This is a genomic window from Photorhabdus akhurstii (genome assembly GCF_019090985.1).
Classification (GTDB): domain Bacteria; phylum Pseudomonadota; class Gammaproteobacteria; order Enterobacterales; family Enterobacteriaceae; genus Photorhabdus; species Photorhabdus akhurstii.
This window is the reverse complement of record NZ_CP020335.1, coordinates 1,205,019-1,222,790: the sequence shown is the minus strand read 5'-3', so window position 1 is coordinate 1,222,790 and position 17,772 is coordinate 1,205,019. Positions and strand designations below refer to the sequence as shown.

The 17,772-nt window shown below is 43.6% G+C and carries 6 protein-coding genes; 4 read left to right on the top strand and 2 right to left on the bottom strand.

Annotated features, from left to right (window positions below; genetic code table 11):
• Positions 1-61 precede the first annotated feature (61 nt).
• From B0X70_RS05175 to B0X70_RS05160, 4 genes are all read left to right on the top strand, one after another.
• Complete coding sequence (locus B0X70_RS05175; RefSeq protein WP_217471047.1) at positions 62-7,339, top strand: Tc toxin subunit A-related protein; 7,278 nt, start codon at positions 62-64, stop codon at positions 7,337-7,339.
• 57 nt (positions 7,340-7,396) lie between these two features.
• The gene (locus B0X70_RS05170; RefSeq protein WP_217471046.1) at positions 7,397-11,860 is read left to right on the top strand and encodes a SpvB/TcaC N-terminal domain-containing protein; all 4,464 of its coding nucleotides are present in this window, start codon (positions 7,397-7,399) and stop codon (positions 11,858-11,860) included.
• 52 nt (positions 11,861-11,912) lie between these two features.
• Positions 11,913-12,233, top strand: a complete 321-nt coding sequence (locus B0X70_RS05165) for a phage holin family protein (RefSeq protein WP_105396218.1) — start codon at positions 11,913-11,915, stop codon at positions 12,231-12,233.
• A 144-nt stretch (positions 12,234-12,377) separates the two neighbouring features.
• Positions 12,378-15,275, top strand: coding sequence for an RHS repeat protein (locus B0X70_RS05160; protein WP_246593436.1), 2,898 nt, complete (start codon positions 12,378-12,380; stop codon positions 15,273-15,275).
• 237 nt (positions 15,276-15,512) lie between these two features.
• Here the strand turns inward: B0X70_RS05160 and B0X70_RS05155 are convergent, their stop codons facing one another.
• Complete coding sequence (locus B0X70_RS05155; RefSeq protein WP_036780738.1) at positions 15,513-16,424, bottom strand: LysR family transcriptional regulator; 912 nt, start codon at positions 16,422-16,424, stop codon at positions 15,513-15,515.
• A 436-nt stretch (positions 16,425-16,860) separates the two neighbouring features.
• Positions 16,861-17,640 carry a DUF4123 domain-containing protein gene (locus tag B0X70_RS05150; RefSeq protein ID WP_217471045.1) on the bottom strand — a complete coding sequence of 260 codons (780 nt, stop codon included), beginning with the start codon at positions 17,638-17,640 and terminating at the stop codon, positions 16,861-16,863.
• Positions 17,641-17,772 lie beyond the last annotated feature (132 nt).

Genomic DNA, 17,772 nt, shown 5'->3' with positions numbered 1-17,772 from the left:
TCTCCACAATACTCAGGCCAGCGTAAATGTTTTATTGACTCAACAGTTAAAAGGAATAAGCATGAACACACTCAAGCCCGAATATCAACAAGCGTTAGGTGCAAGTTTTAATAATCTAACCGATATTTGCCATCTCTCTTTTGACGAACTTCGCAAAAAAGTGAAGGATAAACTCTCATGGTCACAGACCCAGAGCTTATATCTTGAAGCACAGCAGGTGCAAAAGGATAACCTTCTGCATGAAGCCCGTATTCTGAAACGTGCCAATCCTCAATTGCAAAGTGCGGTCCATCTTGCCCTGACAACACCTCATACTGACCAACAAGGTTATAATAGCCGATTTGGCAATCGCGCTAGTCAATATGCAGCCCCTGGCGCGATTTCTTCCATGTTTTCTCCCGCGGCTTATCTGGCTGAACTTTATCGTCAGGCACGAAATTTACATGCCGAAGATTCTATTTATCATCTGGATAAACGCCGTCCAGATCTAAAATCATTGGTACTCAGCCAGAAAAATATGAATACGGAGATTTCCACACTTTCTCTGTCTAATAACATATTGCTGAACAACATTAAGACTCAGCCTCAATTAGGCCAAAATACTGACGTAATGGCAATACTACCAACTTTCCACCATTCTGGTTCGATGCCATATAACGATGCCTATGAACGTGTGCGTAAGGTTATTCAGTTACAAGCCCCAGTATTTGAGCAATCAAGTATATTCCCAGGAACAACCGTTGCTAAAATAAAGTATCAAACATCTCTCTTGGATATTAATGCTTCTGTCTCACCTGATTTATTTAATATTCTGACAAACACAACTACAGAAGACAACGTTCAAAACCTTTATCTGCTGAGCTTTGGTGATATTAAGCCCTCTTTAATGATCAGACCGGAAAAGTTGAAAAACTATTATCATTTGACGGATCAAGAAGCCAACCAATTTATTAAGAAGGAAGAAATCGCACGAGTACATCAACTGATGGACAGTGAAGAAAGTGAAGAATCAGCTAAATACTATCTGCTAAGACTCAACAAAATTATTCGTCTCTCCCGGATAACAAAACTTCCCCTTACCATTCTTCGAAGCATTATTCTTAGTAGTACCAATAAATATCAACCGGGAGGATCTAAAGATGATGAAATATATGACATCATAGAAGCTCCGGCCCTTCCACAATACAATGAATTTCGTGACAAACCGGATATTAATACAGAAGTATTAAAGAAAGCATTCCGTGTTAAATACTATATGCAACGTTACGGTATTGATGCCGGTACTACATTGAAATTGTGCAAAATATCAATTTTAGAAGATGATAATATTACCCTTTCTCCTTCTCCTGATCTAACCAAATTACTGGCAGATACCCATCAATTAACTATTAATGAGTTGGGTTTACTACTGGTTGCCATAGGCAAAGGAACAATAACCGATTTACCTGAGATCAATGAAACTGACCTAATCACGCTAATTGATGAACTCTATGCCGTTACCAATTGGCTGCGTACACGAAAATGGAGTGTATATCAGCTATTTATGATGACCACCACCAACTATGACAAAACCCTGACACCAGAAATCCAAAACTTACTGGATACTATATATAACGGTCTGCAAGATTTTGACAAGAAAATACTAAAAGCCAAAGAGGAGCTAAAAAAAGCGGAAGAAAACCAGCCAAAATCGGAAGAAAATTTAAACAAAGCCAAAAAGAATCTGCAAGAGGTTGAGGAGAATCTGAAAAAAACACTATCTCATTATATCTCCGCAGCTCTGCAATTACCGTCTGAGAATGTTGCTCTCTCCGTGCTGAACTGGGCAGATAAACTAAACTCTGGCAAAGCAGACAAAATGACAGCAGACACACTCTGGGACTGGTTGCGGAAAAATCCCTTTGGAACTCAATCATCGGAACCAACAGGAACAACTGCATCAGATAACTCAATCCAACAAGCTGTCCAGTATTGCCAGTGTCTAGCACAACTAGCACTGATTTACCGTTCTACTGGCCTTAGCGAAAGCACCTTGCGTCTGTTTGTGACAAAGCCGCAACACTTTGTTATTAAAACCAAAGCAACTGAAACAACCGGGACAATACCGGCACATGACGTATCAACACTCATGTCACTAATGCGTTTTGCTGACTGGATTAACTCACTAGATAAAAATGCCCCTTCTGTACTGACCGAACTTGAAAAAGGAACATTAACAGCAGAACTATTGGCTAACGCCATGAGTCTTGATAAAAATCTACTAGAACAAGCCAAGACCCAGGCAAAAACTGGTTTATCCAACTGGTCATCTATCGACAGCCTATTGCAATGGATTAACATCTCGCGTCAATTGAACATCTCTCCACAAGGCGTTTCTGAACTGGCGAAAATATTAGACATAGAATCTTCTGCTAATTATGCCCAATGGGAAAATGTCGCTTCAATATTAACCGCCGGACTAGATACCCAAAAAGCCAATGCCCTGTATGCGTCTTTGGATGAGTCTCGCAGCGACGCGTTAAGTACATACTATATTTATTCTCATAACCAAAAAGATCGAGAAGAAAGAAAACATACGGTAATTAAAGACCGTGATGATCTATATCAATACCTATTAATCGATAACCAAGTTTCCTCAGCCATCAAAACCACGGAGATTGCGGAAGCTATCGCCAGTATCCAACTGTATATTAACCGCGCGTTGAAAAATATGGAGGGAGATACCGACACAAGTGTCACTAGCCGTTTATTCTTCACTAACTGGGATAAATACAACAAACGCTACAGCACCTGGGCTGGTATTACTAAGCTCCTTTACTACCCTGAAAACTACATCGATCCAACACTGCGGATCGGCCAGACAAAAATGATAGATGCGCTACTGCAATCTATCAGCCAAAGTCAATTGAATACCGATACCGTAGAAGATGCTTTTAAATCTTATCTGACATCATTCGAACAAGTGGCTAATCTAGAAGTAGTCAGCGCCTATCATGACAACATTAATAATGACCAAGGATTAACTTACTTTATCGGGCACAGCAAAACAGAAGTGAATCAATATTATTGGCGCAGTGTGGATCACAATAAATTCAGCGAAGGTAAATTCTCCGCTAATGCCTGGAGCGAGTGGCACAAAATTGACTGCCCAATTAACCCCTATAAAGATACTATCCGACCTGTAGTCTACCAATCCCGCCTATATATCACTTGGCTGGAACAGAAGAAGGTAACTCATCGAGCAGAAGGAGACACTGTCAAACAAGAAGACAAAACAACCGCAAGCTATCATTATGAACTAAAATTGGCACATATTCGTTATGACGGTACCTGGAATACACCTATCACTTTTGATGTAAATAAACAAATATCTGCTTTAAAGCTAGAAGAGAATAAAGTGTTAGGACTTTATTGTGCAAGTTATCAAGGCAAAGATAAATTACTAGTAATATTTTATCAAAAACGGCCAGAACAAGCGGATTACAAACTTGATATTGTGACCATGCAAGGGTTATATATCTCCTCCAATATGTCACAAGAAGAGATGAACCCTGGTAATTATAAACTTAATATCTATAAACAACTTGATACCCGTACTGATACTAATAGCGTTATAAGAGTCAATAACCAATATACGGAAGGTTATGAAATCCCTTCATCAATAAACAGTAATAACGGTTATGATTGGGGAGAAGGCTACCTGAGTATGGTATACGGCGGGAATATTCTGATTACCCGTTCCCAACTAAATGGTTCAAAAATCCAAATTTCACCAAAGTTAAGAATTATTCATAATGGATATGAGGGCCGTCAGCGTAATCAATGTAATCTGATGAAAAAATACGGCAAGCTCGGTGATAAATTTATTATTTATACCACGCTAGGTATTAACCCGAATAATTTATCAAATAAAAAACTTATCTACCCTGTTTATCAATATGGAGACACCCCCGAAAAAGGGAAGCTACTGTTTTATCGAGATAGTACCATTAACTTTACAAGAGCCTGGTTTCCGAACCTTCCCTCTGGTTCTCAAGAAATGTCCACATCCACTGGTGGTAGTATCAGTGGTAATTATGGTTATATTGATAATAAGCATAATAAAGACGATCCATTCAAAGAATATTTCTATATGGACGACCACGGAGGTATTGATACCGATGTTTCTGGACCAATATTTATTAATACAAATATTCAGCCTTCAAACGTTAAAATCACAGTGAAAACAATGAAGGAGAATGGAGAATTAAACAGTAAACTATATACCGCGAACGATAGAGTTTCTGTTAAACCACCACTCAACTTCGAAGAAATGTGTTACCAGTTTAATGATCTCGAAGAAATAGATATCTCCACGCTAGTATTTAAAAATAATGAGGCAAGTATTGATATCACCTTTACAGCATTTTCTGATGCATTTGAAAGTGGTCAGAAAGAACGTAATCTAGGCGAAGAACATTTTAGTATTCGTGTTATCAAAAAAGCGAAAACTGATAATGTCCTATCCCTTCATAGCGATCCTCGCGGGGCACAATATATGCAATGGGGAGCCTATCGTACTCGCCTTAATACTCTGTTTGCCCGTAAATTAATTAGCCGTGCCAATGCGGGGATCGACACTATTTTGAGTATGGAAACTCAGAATATTCAAGAGCCACAATTAGGCAAAGGCTTTTATGTTAATTTCACTCTTCCTAAATATGATCAAAACACACATGGCAATGAACGCCAATTTAAGATTCATATAGGGAATATTGCTGGTGATAATACAATGCGGCCATATTACCAAGGAATATTGGCTGACACCGAAACCAGTGTCGTTCTTTTTGTCCCTTATGAGAAACAATCTTATACCAATGAAGGTGTTAGATTAGGAGTTGAATACAAGAAAGTATCCTATCAAGGCAACTGGGAACCCGCTTTCTTCTATTTCAATGAAACTCAACAGAAGTTTATTCTGATTAATGACACTAATCATGCCTCAGCAATGGCTGAATCTGGTGAAATAAAAGAAATTAAAAAATACAAAGGCTTTTCTGATGTTTCTATTCTATCCAATCATACAGAACCAATGGACTTCAACGGCGCTAACAGCCTCTATTTCTGGGAGCTGTTCTACTACACCCCGATGTTGATCGCTCAACGTTTGCTGCACGAGCAAAACTTCGATGAGGCTAACCGTTGGTTGAAATATGTCTGGAACCCATCCGGTTATATTGTCAATGGTCAAATGCAGCATTACCGCTGGAATGTCCGCCCATTACAAGAAGACACCAGTTGGAACGATGATCCGTTGGATACATTTGATCCCGATGCCATAGCTCAACATGATCCGATGCACTACAAAGTCGCCACCTTTATGCGCGCCCTTGATCTATTGATCGAACAGGGAGATTACGCCTATCGCCAATTGGAGCGGGACACACTCGCCGAAGCCAAAATGTGGTATATGCAGGCACTGCATCTATTAGGCGATAAACCTCATCTACTACTCAGTTCAACATGGAATGAGCCAGAGCTAAAAGAAGCCGCAGATCTTGAAAAACAAAAAGCGCATGCCGAAGCAATAGCAGATTTACGACAAGGCCAGTCTACAGATGGAAGCAACACAGATCTTTTCCTGCCACAGGTCAACGAAGTGATGTTGAGCTATTGGCAGAAACTGGAACAACGGCTGTATAACCTGCGCCATAACCTCTCTATTGATGGTCAGCCTTTACATTTACCTATTTTCGCAACACCGGCAGATCCAAAAGCGCTGCTCAGCGCCGCTGTCGCCAGTTCACAAGGTGGAAATAATCTTCCGTCAGCGTTTATATCAGTTTGGCGTTTCCCACATATGCTGGAAAACGCCCGCAGTATGGTCAGTCAGCTCACCCAATTCGGCTCCACATTACAAAATATTATCGAACGTCAGGATGCGGAGGCATTAAACACGCTGTTGCAGAATCAGGCGGCGGAACTGATATTGACCAATCTCAGCATACAGGACAAAACCATTGAAGAGCTGGATGTTGAAAAAACTGTGCTAGAAAAAACCCGCGCCGGAGCCAAATCGCGCTTTGATAGCTACAGCAAATTCTACGATGAAGATATCAACGCGGGTGAAAAACAGGCGATGGCGTTGCGAGCTTCCGTCGCAGGTCTCTCTACTGCCCTTCAAACATCACATCTGGCGGGCGCAGCACTTGATCTGGCTCCCAACATCTTCGGCTTCGCTGATGGCGGTAGCCATTGGGGGGCAATCGCCCAAGCCACAGGCAATGTCATGGAATTCTCCGCCAGTGTCATGAGCACCGAAGCGGATAAAATCAGCCAGTCTGAAGCCTACCGTCGGCGTCGACAGGAGTGGAAAATCCAGCGTAACAACGCTGATGCAGAGTTGAAACAAATCGATGCTCAACTTCAATCATTAGTCGTACGCCGTGAAGCCGCCGTGTTGCAGAAAACCAGCCTGAAAACCCAACAAGAGCAGACGCACGCACAACTGACTTTCCTGCAACATAAGTTCAGCAATCAGGCATTATACAACTGGCTGCGTGGTCGGCTGTCCGCCATTTACTTCCAGTTCTATGATTTAACAGTAGCTCGCTGTTTGATGGCTGAAATGGCCTATCGTTGGGAGACTAACGATGCCGCAGCACGCTTTATCAAGCCCGGTGCCTGGCAGGGAACCCATGCCGGTCTGCTGGCGGGAGAAACCTTAATGCTGAATCTGGCACAAATGGAAGATGCCCACCTGAAACAGGAGCAACGCGTACTGGAGGTAGAACGTACCGTTTCACTAGCAGAAGTTTATAAAGAGAAAGGCCAATTTTCTCTGACCGAGAAAATTGCAGAACTGGTGAATAAGAAACCAGACACTACCAGTAGCAGAAATAACACACCGAGCTTTGGTACCGGAAATAACACCCTGAAGTTTGGTACAGGAAATGCTCAAACTTCTCTGCAAGCATCTATTTCGTTAGCTGACTTACAAATTCGTAACGATTACCCAAAAAGCAGTGGAGCCGGTAACGTTCGCCGGATTAAACAGATCAGTGTCACCCTGCCGGCACTGTTAGGACCTTATCAGGATGTGCAAGCGATTCTGTCTTATGGCGGAGATGCCACCGGGTTAGCCAAAGGTTGTAAAGCGCTGGCAGTTTCTCACGGAATGAATGACAGCGGTCAGTTCCAGTTGGATTTCAACGATGGCAAATTCCTGCCGTTTGAAGGAATCGAAATCGATAAAGGTACGCTGACATTAAGCTTCCCGAATGCAACCGAAAAACAAAAAACCATGCTGGAGAGTCTAAGCGACATCATTCTGCATATTCGCTACACCATTCGCCAATAACGATTTCAATTAAGTGCTAAAACAGGCCCCTAAGCGGGGCCTGCAAAGGAGTCTTTCATGCAAAATTCACAAGATTTTAGTATTACGGAACTGTCACTGCCCAAAGGGGGGGGCGCTATCACGGGAATGGGTGAAGCATTAACCCCCACTGGCCCGGATGGTATGGCCGCGCTATCTCTACCATTGCCTATTTCTGCCGGGCGCGGTTATGCTCCCGCACTCACACTGAATTACAACAGCGGCGCCGGTAACAGCCCATTTGGTCTGGGATGGGATTGCAACGTTATGACTATTCGCCGCCGCACCCATTTTGGCGTTCCCTATTATGACGAAACCGATACCTTTTTGGGGCCAGAAGGCGAAGTGCTGGTGGTAGCGGATCAATCCCGCGACGAATCCACATTACAGGGTATCAATTTAGGCGCCACCTTTACTGTCACCGGCTACCGTTCCCGTCTGGAAAGCCATTTCAGCCGATTAGAATATTGGCAGCCCAAGACAACCGGCAAAACAGATTTTTGGTTGATATATAGCCCAGATGGGCAGATGCATCTACTGGGTAAATCACCGCAAGCGCGGATTAGCAACCCGTCCCAAACGACACAAACTACACAAACTACACAAACTACACAAACTACACAAACAGCACAATGGCTGCTGGAAGCCTCTGTATCATCACGTGGCGAACAAATTTATTATCAATATCGCGCCGAAGATGACACAGGTTGCGAAGCAGATGAAATTACGCACCATTTACAGGCTACAGCGCAACGTTATTTACACATCGTGTATTACGGCAACCGTACAGCCTGCGAAACGTTACCCGGTCTGGATGGCAGCGCCCCATCACAAGCAGATTGGTTATTCTATCTGGTATTTGATTACGGCGAACGCAGTAACAACCTGAAAACGCCACCAGCATTTTCGACTACAGGTAGCTGGCTTTGTCGTCAGGACCGTTTTTCCCGTTATGAATATGGCTTTGAGATTCGTACCCGCCGCTTATGCCGTCAGGTATTGATGTACCATCACCTGCAAGCACTGGATAGTAAGATAACAGAACACAACGGACCAACGCTGGTTTCACGCCTGATACTCAATTACGACGAAAGCGCGATAGCCAGCACGCTAGTATTCGTTCGTCGAGTGGGACACGAGCAAGATGGTAATGTCGTCACCCTGCCGCCATTAGAATTGGCATATCAGGATTTTTCACCGCGACATAACGCTCACTGGCAACCGATGGATGTACTGGCAAACTTCAATGCCATTCAGAGCTGGCAACTGGTTGATCTAAAAGGCGAAGGATTACCGGGCCTGCTATATCAGGATAAAGGCGCCTGGTGGTACCGTTCTGCACAGCGTCAGGCAGAAAGTACCCCAGATGCTGTCACTTGGGAAAAGATGCAACCTTTATCGGTTATCCCTTCCTTACAAAGTAACGCCTCGCTGATAGATATCAACGGAGACGGCCAACTTGATTGGGTTATCACCGGACCAGGATTACGGGGATATCATAGCCAACGCCCAGATGGCAGTTGGACACGTTTTACCCCACTCAACGCTCTGCCGGTGGAATATACCCATCCGCGCGCACAACTCGCCGATTTAATGGGAGCCGGGCTATCCGATTTGGTGCTGATCGGCCCTAAGAGCGTGCGTTTATATGCCAATACCCGCGACGGCTTTGCCAAAGGGAAAGATGTGGTGCAATCCGGTGATGTCACACTGCCAGTGCCGGGCACCGATCCGCGTAAGTTAGTGGCGTTTAGTGATGTATTGGGTTCCGGTCAGGCGCATCTGGTTGAAGTGAGCGCGGCTAAAGTCACCTGCTGGCCTAATCTGGGGCACGGACGTTTTGGTCAACCCATTACCTTACCGGGATTCAGCCAGCCAGCAACCGAGTTTAACCCGGCTCAAGTTTATCTGGCCGATCTGGATGGCAGCGGTCCAACGGATCTGATTTATGTTCATACAAACCGTCTGGATATCTTCCTGAACAAAAGTGGCAATGGCTTTGCTGAACCAGTGACATTACGCTTCCCGGAAGGTCTGCGTTTTGATCATACCTGTCAGTTACAAATGGCCGATGTACAAGGATTAGGCGTCGCCAGCCTGATACTGAGCGTGCCGCATATGTCTCCCCATCACTGGCGCTGCGATCTGACCAACATGAAGCCGTGGTTACTCAATGAAATGAACAACAATATGGGGGTCCATCACACCTTGCGTTACCGCAGTTCCTCCCAATTCTGGCTGGATGAAAAAGCCGCGGCGCTGACTGCCGGACAAACACCGGTTTGCTATCTCCCCTTCCCGGTCCACACCCTATGGCAAACGGAAACAGAAGATGAAATCAGCGGCAACAAATTAGTCACAACACTGCGTTATGCTCGTGGCGCATGGGACGGACGCGAGCGGGAATTTCGCGGATTTGGTTATGTAGAGCAGACAGACAGCCATCAACTGGCTCAAGGCAACGCGCCAGAACGCACGCCACCGGCGCTGACCAAAAACTGGTATGCCACCGGACTGCCGGTGATAGATAACGCATTATCAACTGAGTATTGGCGTGGTGATGATCAAGCTTTCGTCGGTTTCTCACCACGCTTTACTACCTGGCAAGATGGCAAAGATATTCTGTTAACACCGGAAGATGATAACAGCCAGTATTGGCTAAACCGGGCATTGAAAGGCCAATTGCTACGTAGTGAACTGTACGGATTGGACGACAGTACAAATAAACACGTTCCCTATACTGTCACTGAATTTCGTTCACAGGTACGTCGATTACAGCATACCGACAGCCGATACCCTGTACTTTGGTCATCTGTAGTTGAAAGCCGCAACTATCACTACGAACGTATCGCCGGCGACCCGCAATGCAGTCAAAATATTACGCTATCCAGTGATCTATTTGGTCAGCCGCTAAAACAGGTTTCAGTACAATATCCACGCCGCCAGCAACCAGCAATCAATCCGTATCCTGATACATTGCCTGATAAGTTGTTAGCCAACAGCTATGATGACCAACAACGCCAATTACGGCTCACCTATCAACAATCCAGTTGGCATCATCTGACCGATAATACCGTTCGAGTATTGGGATTACCGGATAGTACCCGCAGTGATATCTTTACTTATGGCGCTGAAAATGTTCCTGCTGGTGGTTTAAATCTGGAACTTCTGAGTGATAAAAATAGCCTGATCGCGGACGATAAACCACGTGAATACCTCGGTCAGCAAAAAACCGCTTATACCGATGGACAAAATACAACGCCGTTGCAAACACCAACACGGCAAGCCCTGATTGCCTTTACCGAAACAACGGTATTCAACCAGTCCACATTATCAGCGTTTAACGGAAGCATCCCGCCCAATAAATTACCAACGACGCTGGAGCAAGCCGGATATCAGCAAACAAATTATCTATTCCCTCGCACTGGAGAAGATAAAGTTTGGGTAGCCCATCACGGCTATACCGATTACGGTACAGCGGCACAGTTCTGGCACCCGCAAAAACAGAGCAACACCCAACTCACCGGTAAAATCACCCTCACCTGGGATACAAACTATTGCGTTGTGATACAAACCCGGGATGCTGCTGGACTGACAACCTCAGCCAGATATGACTGGCGTTTTCTGACCCCGGTGCAACTCACGGATATCAATGACAATCAGCACCTTATCACACTGGATGCATTGGGCCGACCAATCACATTGCGCTTTTGGGGAACTGAAAACGGCAAGATGACAGGTTACTCATCACCGGAAAAAGTATCATTTTCTCCACCATCCGATGTTAATACCGCTATTGAGTTAAAAAAACCGCTCCCTGTAGCACAGTGTCAGGTCTACGCACCAGAAAGTTGGATGCCAGTATTAAGTCAGAAGACCCTCAATAGACTGGCAGAGCAAGACCGGCAAAAGTTATATAACGCCCGAATCATCACCGAAGATGGACGCCTGTGCCCACTGGCTTATCGCCGCTGGGTACAAAGCCAAAAGGCAACCCATCAGCAATTTAACTTGTTGAACGACAATTCCCGTTTACCTCCTCACAACCTGACATTGACTACGGATCGTTATGATCACGATCCTGGGCAACAGATCCGTCAACAGGTGGTATTCAGTGATGGCTTTGGCCGCTTGCTGCAAGCCGCTGCCCGACATGAGGCAGGCATGGCCTGGCAACGCAATCAAGACGGCTCTTTGATTATAAATCTCCAGCATACTGAGAACCGTTGGGCAGTGACTGGACGAACGGAATATGACAATAAGGGGCAACCGATACGTACCTATCAGCCCTATTTCCTCAATGACTGGCGATACGTCAGCAATGATAGTGCCCGGCAGGAAAAAGAAGCTTATGCAGATACCCATGTCTATGATCCCATAGGTCGAGAAATCAAGGTTATCACCGCAAAAGGTTGGTTCCGTCGAACCTTGTTCACTCCCTGGTTTACTGTCAATGAAGATGAAAATGACACAGCCGCTGAGGTGAAGAAGGTAAAGATGTAACGTGATCAATCCCGCCTGGCTGACAGGCGGGAAACATAGATAGAGGTGAAAGGTGTTGCTCATAATACCGTCAGACACTCAACTTATTATCTGGTTGATCATTGGTTTTATTGCGGCCTGGGGCGGACTCGTAAGGTACCTCATTGATATGCAAAACAAACAATATAAATGGAGTTGGATCAACGTATTCTGTCAACTCATCATCTCCTGTTTTACCGGTGTACTGGGAGGATTGCTGAGTTTTGAAAGTGGCGGCGGCATCTATATGACTTTTGCGATTGCAGGTCTATTCGGCACAACAGGCAGTACCGGATTGAACTGGCTTTGGCGCCGCCTCATTACGCATCATCAAGATCATGGAGGAAAGCAATAAAGCATTCCCATTGCCACAACAAACCATCTGTCTCCAGTTAAACTGGAAAATTATCCACTACACTATCGTAAGAAAACTAATATGCAGACAAAAATTGTGATTGCAGAAAGGATTACACACAACAACCCAACAACGAGGTAACTCATGAAAAACATTGATCCCAAACTTTATCAAAAAACCCCTACTGTCAGCGTTTACGATAACCGTGGTCTGATAATCCGTAACATCGATTTTCATCGTACTACCGCAAATGGTGATCCCGATACCCGTATTACCCGCCATCAATACGATATTCACGGATACCTAAATCAAAGCATCGATCCGCGCCTATATGAGGCCAAGAAAACCAACAATACGATCAAACCCAATTTTCTTTGGCAGTATGATTTGACCGGTAATCCCCTATGTACAGAGAGCATTGATGCAGGTCGCACTGTCACCTTGAATGATATTGAAGGCCGTCCGCTACTAACGGTGACTGCAACAGGGGTTATACAAACTCGACAATATGAAACTTCTTCCCTGCCCGGCCGTCTGTTATCTGTTACCGAACAAACACCCGAGGAAAAAACATCGCGTATCACCGAACGCCTGATTTGGGCTGGCAATACCGAAGCAGAGAAAAACCATAACCTTGCCGGCCAGTGCGTGCGTCACTATGACACGGCGGGAGTTACCCGGTTAGAGAGTTTATCACTGACCGGTACTGTTTTATCTCAATCCAGCCAACTATTGATCGACACCCAAGAAGCTAACTGGACAGGTGATAACGAAACCGTCTGGCAAAACATGCTGGCTGATGATATCTACACAACCCTGAGCACCTTCGATGCCACCGGCGCTTTACTGACTCAGACCGATGCCAAAGGAAACATTCAGAGGCTAGCTTACGATGTGGCCGGGCAGCTAAACGGGAGCTGGCTAACACTCAAAGGCCAGACGGAACAAGTGATTATCAAATCCCTGACCTACTCCGCCGCCGGACAAAAATTACTCGAAGAACACGGCAATGGTGTTATCACCGAATATAGTTATGAACCGGAAACCCAACGGCTGATCGGTATCAAAACCCGCCGTTCGTCAGATGCCAATCCGTCAGACACTAAAGTGCTGCAAGATCTGCGCTATGAATATGACCCGGTAGGCAATGTCATCAGTATCCGTAACGATGCGGAAGCTACCCGCTTTTGGCACAATCAGAAAGTGGCGCCGGAAAACACTTATACCTACGACTCCCTGTATCAGCTTATCAGCGCCACCGGGCGCGAAATGGCGAATATAGGTCAACAAAGTCACCAATTTCCCTCACCCGCTCTACCTTCTGATAACAACACCTATACCAACTATACCCGTACTTATACTTATGACCGTGGCGGCAATCTGACCAAAATCCAGCACAGTTCACCGGCTACGCAAAACAACTACACCACCAATATCACGGTTTCAAATCGCAGTAACCGCGCAGTACTCAGCACATTGACCGAAGATCCGGCACAAGTAGATGCTTTGTTTGATGCAGGCGGGCACCAGAACACTTTGATACCAGGACAAAACCTGAACTGGAATACACGCGGTGAGCTACAACAAGTAACATTGGTGAAACGGGACAAGAGCGCCAATGATGATCGGGAATGGTATCGTTATAGTGGCGACGGGAAACGGATATTAAAAGTCAATGAACAGCGGGCCAGCAACAACGTTCAAATACAGAGAATAACTTATTTGCCGAGCCTGGAACTCCGTTTAACACAAAACAACACGACCACAACCGAAGATTTGCAAGTTATCACCGTAGGAGAAGCAGGCCGGGCACAGGTACGAGTATTACATTGGGAGAGCGGTAAACCGGAAGATATCGACAATAACCAGTTGCGTTACAGCTACGATAATCTTATCGGTTCCAGTCAACTTGAATTAGATAGCGAAGGGCAGATTATCAGTGAAGAAGAGTACTATCCTTATGGCGGCACGGCATTATGGGCAGCCAGGAACAAAACAGAAGCCAGTTATAAAACCATCCGTTATTCCGGCAAAGAGCAGGATGCCACCGGGCTATATTACTACGGCTATCGGTATTACCAACCGTGGATAGGACGATGGTTAAGCTCCGATCCCGCGGGAACAATCGATGGGCTGAATTTATATCGAATGGTGAGGAATAATCCAGTTACCCTGCTTGATCCTGATGGATTAATGCCAACAATTGCAGAACGCATAGCAGCACTAAAAAAAAATAAAGTAACAGACTCAGCGCCTTCGCCAGCAAATGCCACAAACGTAGCGATAAACATCCGCCCGCCTGTAGCACCAAAACCTAGCTTACCGAAAGCATCAACGAGTAGCCAACCAACCACACACCCTATCGGAGCTGCAAACATAAAACCAACGACGTCTGGGTCATCTATTGTTGCTCCATTGAGTCCAGTAGGAAATAAATCTACTTCTGAAATCTCTCTGCCAGAAAGCGCTCAAAGCAGTTCTTCAAGCACTACCTCGACAAATCTACAGAAAAAATCATTTACTTTATATAGAGCAGATAACAGATCCTTTGAAGAAATGCAAAGTAAATTCCCTGAAGGATTTAAAGCCTGGACTCCTCTAGACACTAAGATGGCAAGGCAATTTGCTAGTATCTTTATTGGTCAGAAAGATACATCTAATTTACCTAAAGAAACAGTCAAGAACATAAGCACATGGGGAGCAAAGCCAAAACTAAAAGATCTCTCAAATTACATAAAATATACCAAGGACAAATCTACAGTATGGGTTTCTACTGCAATTAATACTGAAGCAGGTGGACAAAGCTCAGGGGCTCCACTCCATAAAATTGATATGGATCTCTACGAGTTTGCCATTGATGGACAAAAACTAAATCCACTACCGGAGGGTAGAACTAAAAACATGGTACCTTCCCTTTTACTCGACACCCCACAAATAGAGACATCATCCATCATTGCACTTAATCATGGACCGGTAAATGATGCAGAAATTTCATTTCTGACAACAATTCCGCTTAAAAATGTAAAACCTCATAAGAGATAACGAAAATTTAATATTCTTTATCTATTTTTAATCTCCCCCCTTGAATTTACATTCAAGGGGGAAAACTAATAAGAAACCATCTTTAATAATAAGCCATAAGAAAATATTTATCTCATGGCTTATTTATTTTTTATATCACATTTGAAAATATTAAGACATTTTAATTTTAGTGTTAATGTAAAACAATCAAGATCATATTTTATCAAAAACATATAACCCATTAATTTACATCCAACTCTAAAATATCAAATCAGAAATTAATGAATTTAATGGCTCTTTATATTTATTTCTGAGCGCATAAGCACAATACCTTACCGATGGTGCTGGACGTGATTCAAAATTCAGAAACGCTATACTTTTATCAATATGGGCAGAATAGCGCATTTCATTAGGTGTCATTAAACTTATCGCAATACCCGCTTTTACCAAATCCAATCTATTAGTAAAATCAGGGACCGTCAGTAATGCTAAATTCTGGTATTCAGGCAGATAATTCAATGGCATGAAATTATCGCACTGTTTTAAAAAGGCACTATTATGCTGAACCAAAGGAAAACTATATATTACTTCATCCGCATGACTTTCTGCTTCCAAAATATCATTGGATACGGCAAGAGACAGCTTTTGATAAGCACCATCTATCCTGATAATATCATCATTATCTGGATAACATTCCGTAGTCACATAAACCGTTATATCCCCTTTTATTAAGGAAGAAAATACCGCGTCTTGCCTTATTAAATCATCAATGAGAAAATTGTTGATTATACAAATATCGCGGTAATGATAGCGTTGCACCGCTCTTTTTACGACTGTAGATATCTTATTAACATATTCTCCACTTGTACCAATAACCAGTTTGTCTCTGTTTGATAATTTATAATTTCGACGACAATTCCAGTTATCTTCAACTTTCTGAATCCTTTCATAACATGGCAACAACTCCTGATATAATGCCTTACCCTCTTCTGTGAGCTTGGTTTTTCCCGGTAATCGCTCAAATAATTGGCAACCTACACGCTGTTCCAGTTGATATACGAGCCTGCTAAGCGGAGAGGGGGTAATACAAAGCGTATCCGCTGCTAACGTGAATGACTCTTTCTTAGCTGACTCCATAAAATATTTTAGTTGCTTTGAACAAAATATCATCACATACCCTCTTGTTTTCATTCCAGAAATAGAATATTAACCATAGAACATGACAACTATGTTTCTACTTTGCATTCTTTTACATTAGGACATGCGTTAATTGACATTGGATTTCACCACTTTAATTCTTAATATTTATTTAATAATTACATTATATTTATAAAATAAATATAATTTACCACTATGTTGGAATAATGATTTTAATGAAAACCAAGATCATTTCATTGAATATAAATATATCTTATCATGATTCATATTTTATATTTCAATTTATTACAAAAATATTTCCATTAAACAAACCAAAATATAACATCAAATAATTTACATCAACCACAACTTATTAATATTTCACAAGAAGAAACTAACCACATTTCTTCTTGTTTAAAATCGCCATAATGATAGGTTTATAAATTCGTAAAATATTGACTATTACTCGCTAATTAATGCCCGTATATTGTTCATCGAGCGTCTGTAAATAATCCGCACTGGTCAGGTGACTAATATTACATCCACTTTCTAAACGCGATTTCAGCCAATCAATAATCCGCTCCTGTAATTTCCCTGCTGGCTCATCCAGCTTATCAGCCAATTCACCGTGGTTTTCCCATAAATCGCTAATAAGTGCGAATACCTGACCTTGAAAAGCATAATCAGAATGTAACCAAGCCTCAATTAAATGGTCGCCCAAGACAAAGGTTTGTTCACTCCCACCGTGACCACAATTTTCAGGCCGATAATAAATCTGCGGCTCGGGCATATCGATCATCAGCTCACTTACCGGTGTCAAAAATGCCGACCAATCGCTGACGATCATTGCCGGTAATAACTGACCGAGGATACGCGCATCCATACTGCGTAAGAGCACCTGTTTCTCCTGTAATATCACCTGCTGGCGTGAACGCCAATGATTAAGCTGTCGCGCCCATAAATCCTCACTGCGATAAGCCCAACCCCAACTGTTATCGCTCAGAGTTTGGCTATCAAGCAGATGACCGATTACTGACAGACCACCTGACTTAGGCTGAATCAGCCAGGGACTTTGCGCCAGCAGGTGATCCATTGGTGTATTGCTGTATAGCGGAAAAGCCTGCTCTACCCAGTCATTACGATAAAAAAGCTCCACCGGGTTAGGTTCCGCCAGTGAATTGAGCATAAAGAAAACAGGTGGCTTATTAGGCGTAGTCAGCCATTGTTTCCAGTTCATAGAAGTGTTCATACATCCTCCTGGTTATCGATAATCAAGTTAGCTTCCAATTGAGCCTGCACAGCACAAAGCGGTCTGGCAGGATACTTAAGGCGCGACGCCTTACCGTGATCAACTATTTCTCCTCGTCAGGTGAAAAAGGAA

Bases quoted from the DNA above. Each gene is read 5' to 3' on its own strand.
- B0X70_RS05175 (WP_217471047.1), top strand. From the start codon at position 62: ATGAACACACTCAAGCCCGAATATCAACAAGCGTTAGGTGCAAGTTTT.
- B0X70_RS05170 (WP_217471046.1), top strand. From the start codon at position 7,397: ATGCAAAATTCACAAGATTTTAGTATTACGGAACTGTCACTGCCCAAA.
- B0X70_RS05160 (WP_246593436.1), top strand. From the start codon at position 12,378: ATGAAAAACATTGATCCCAAACTTTATCAAAAAACCCCTACTGTCAGC.
- B0X70_RS05155 (WP_036780738.1), bottom strand. From the start codon at position 16,424: ATGATATTTTGTTCAAAGCAACTAAAATATTTTATGGAGTCAGCTAAG.
- B0X70_RS05150 (WP_217471045.1), bottom strand. From the start codon at position 17,640: ATGAACACTTCTATGAACTGGAAACAATGGCTGACTACGCCTAATAAG.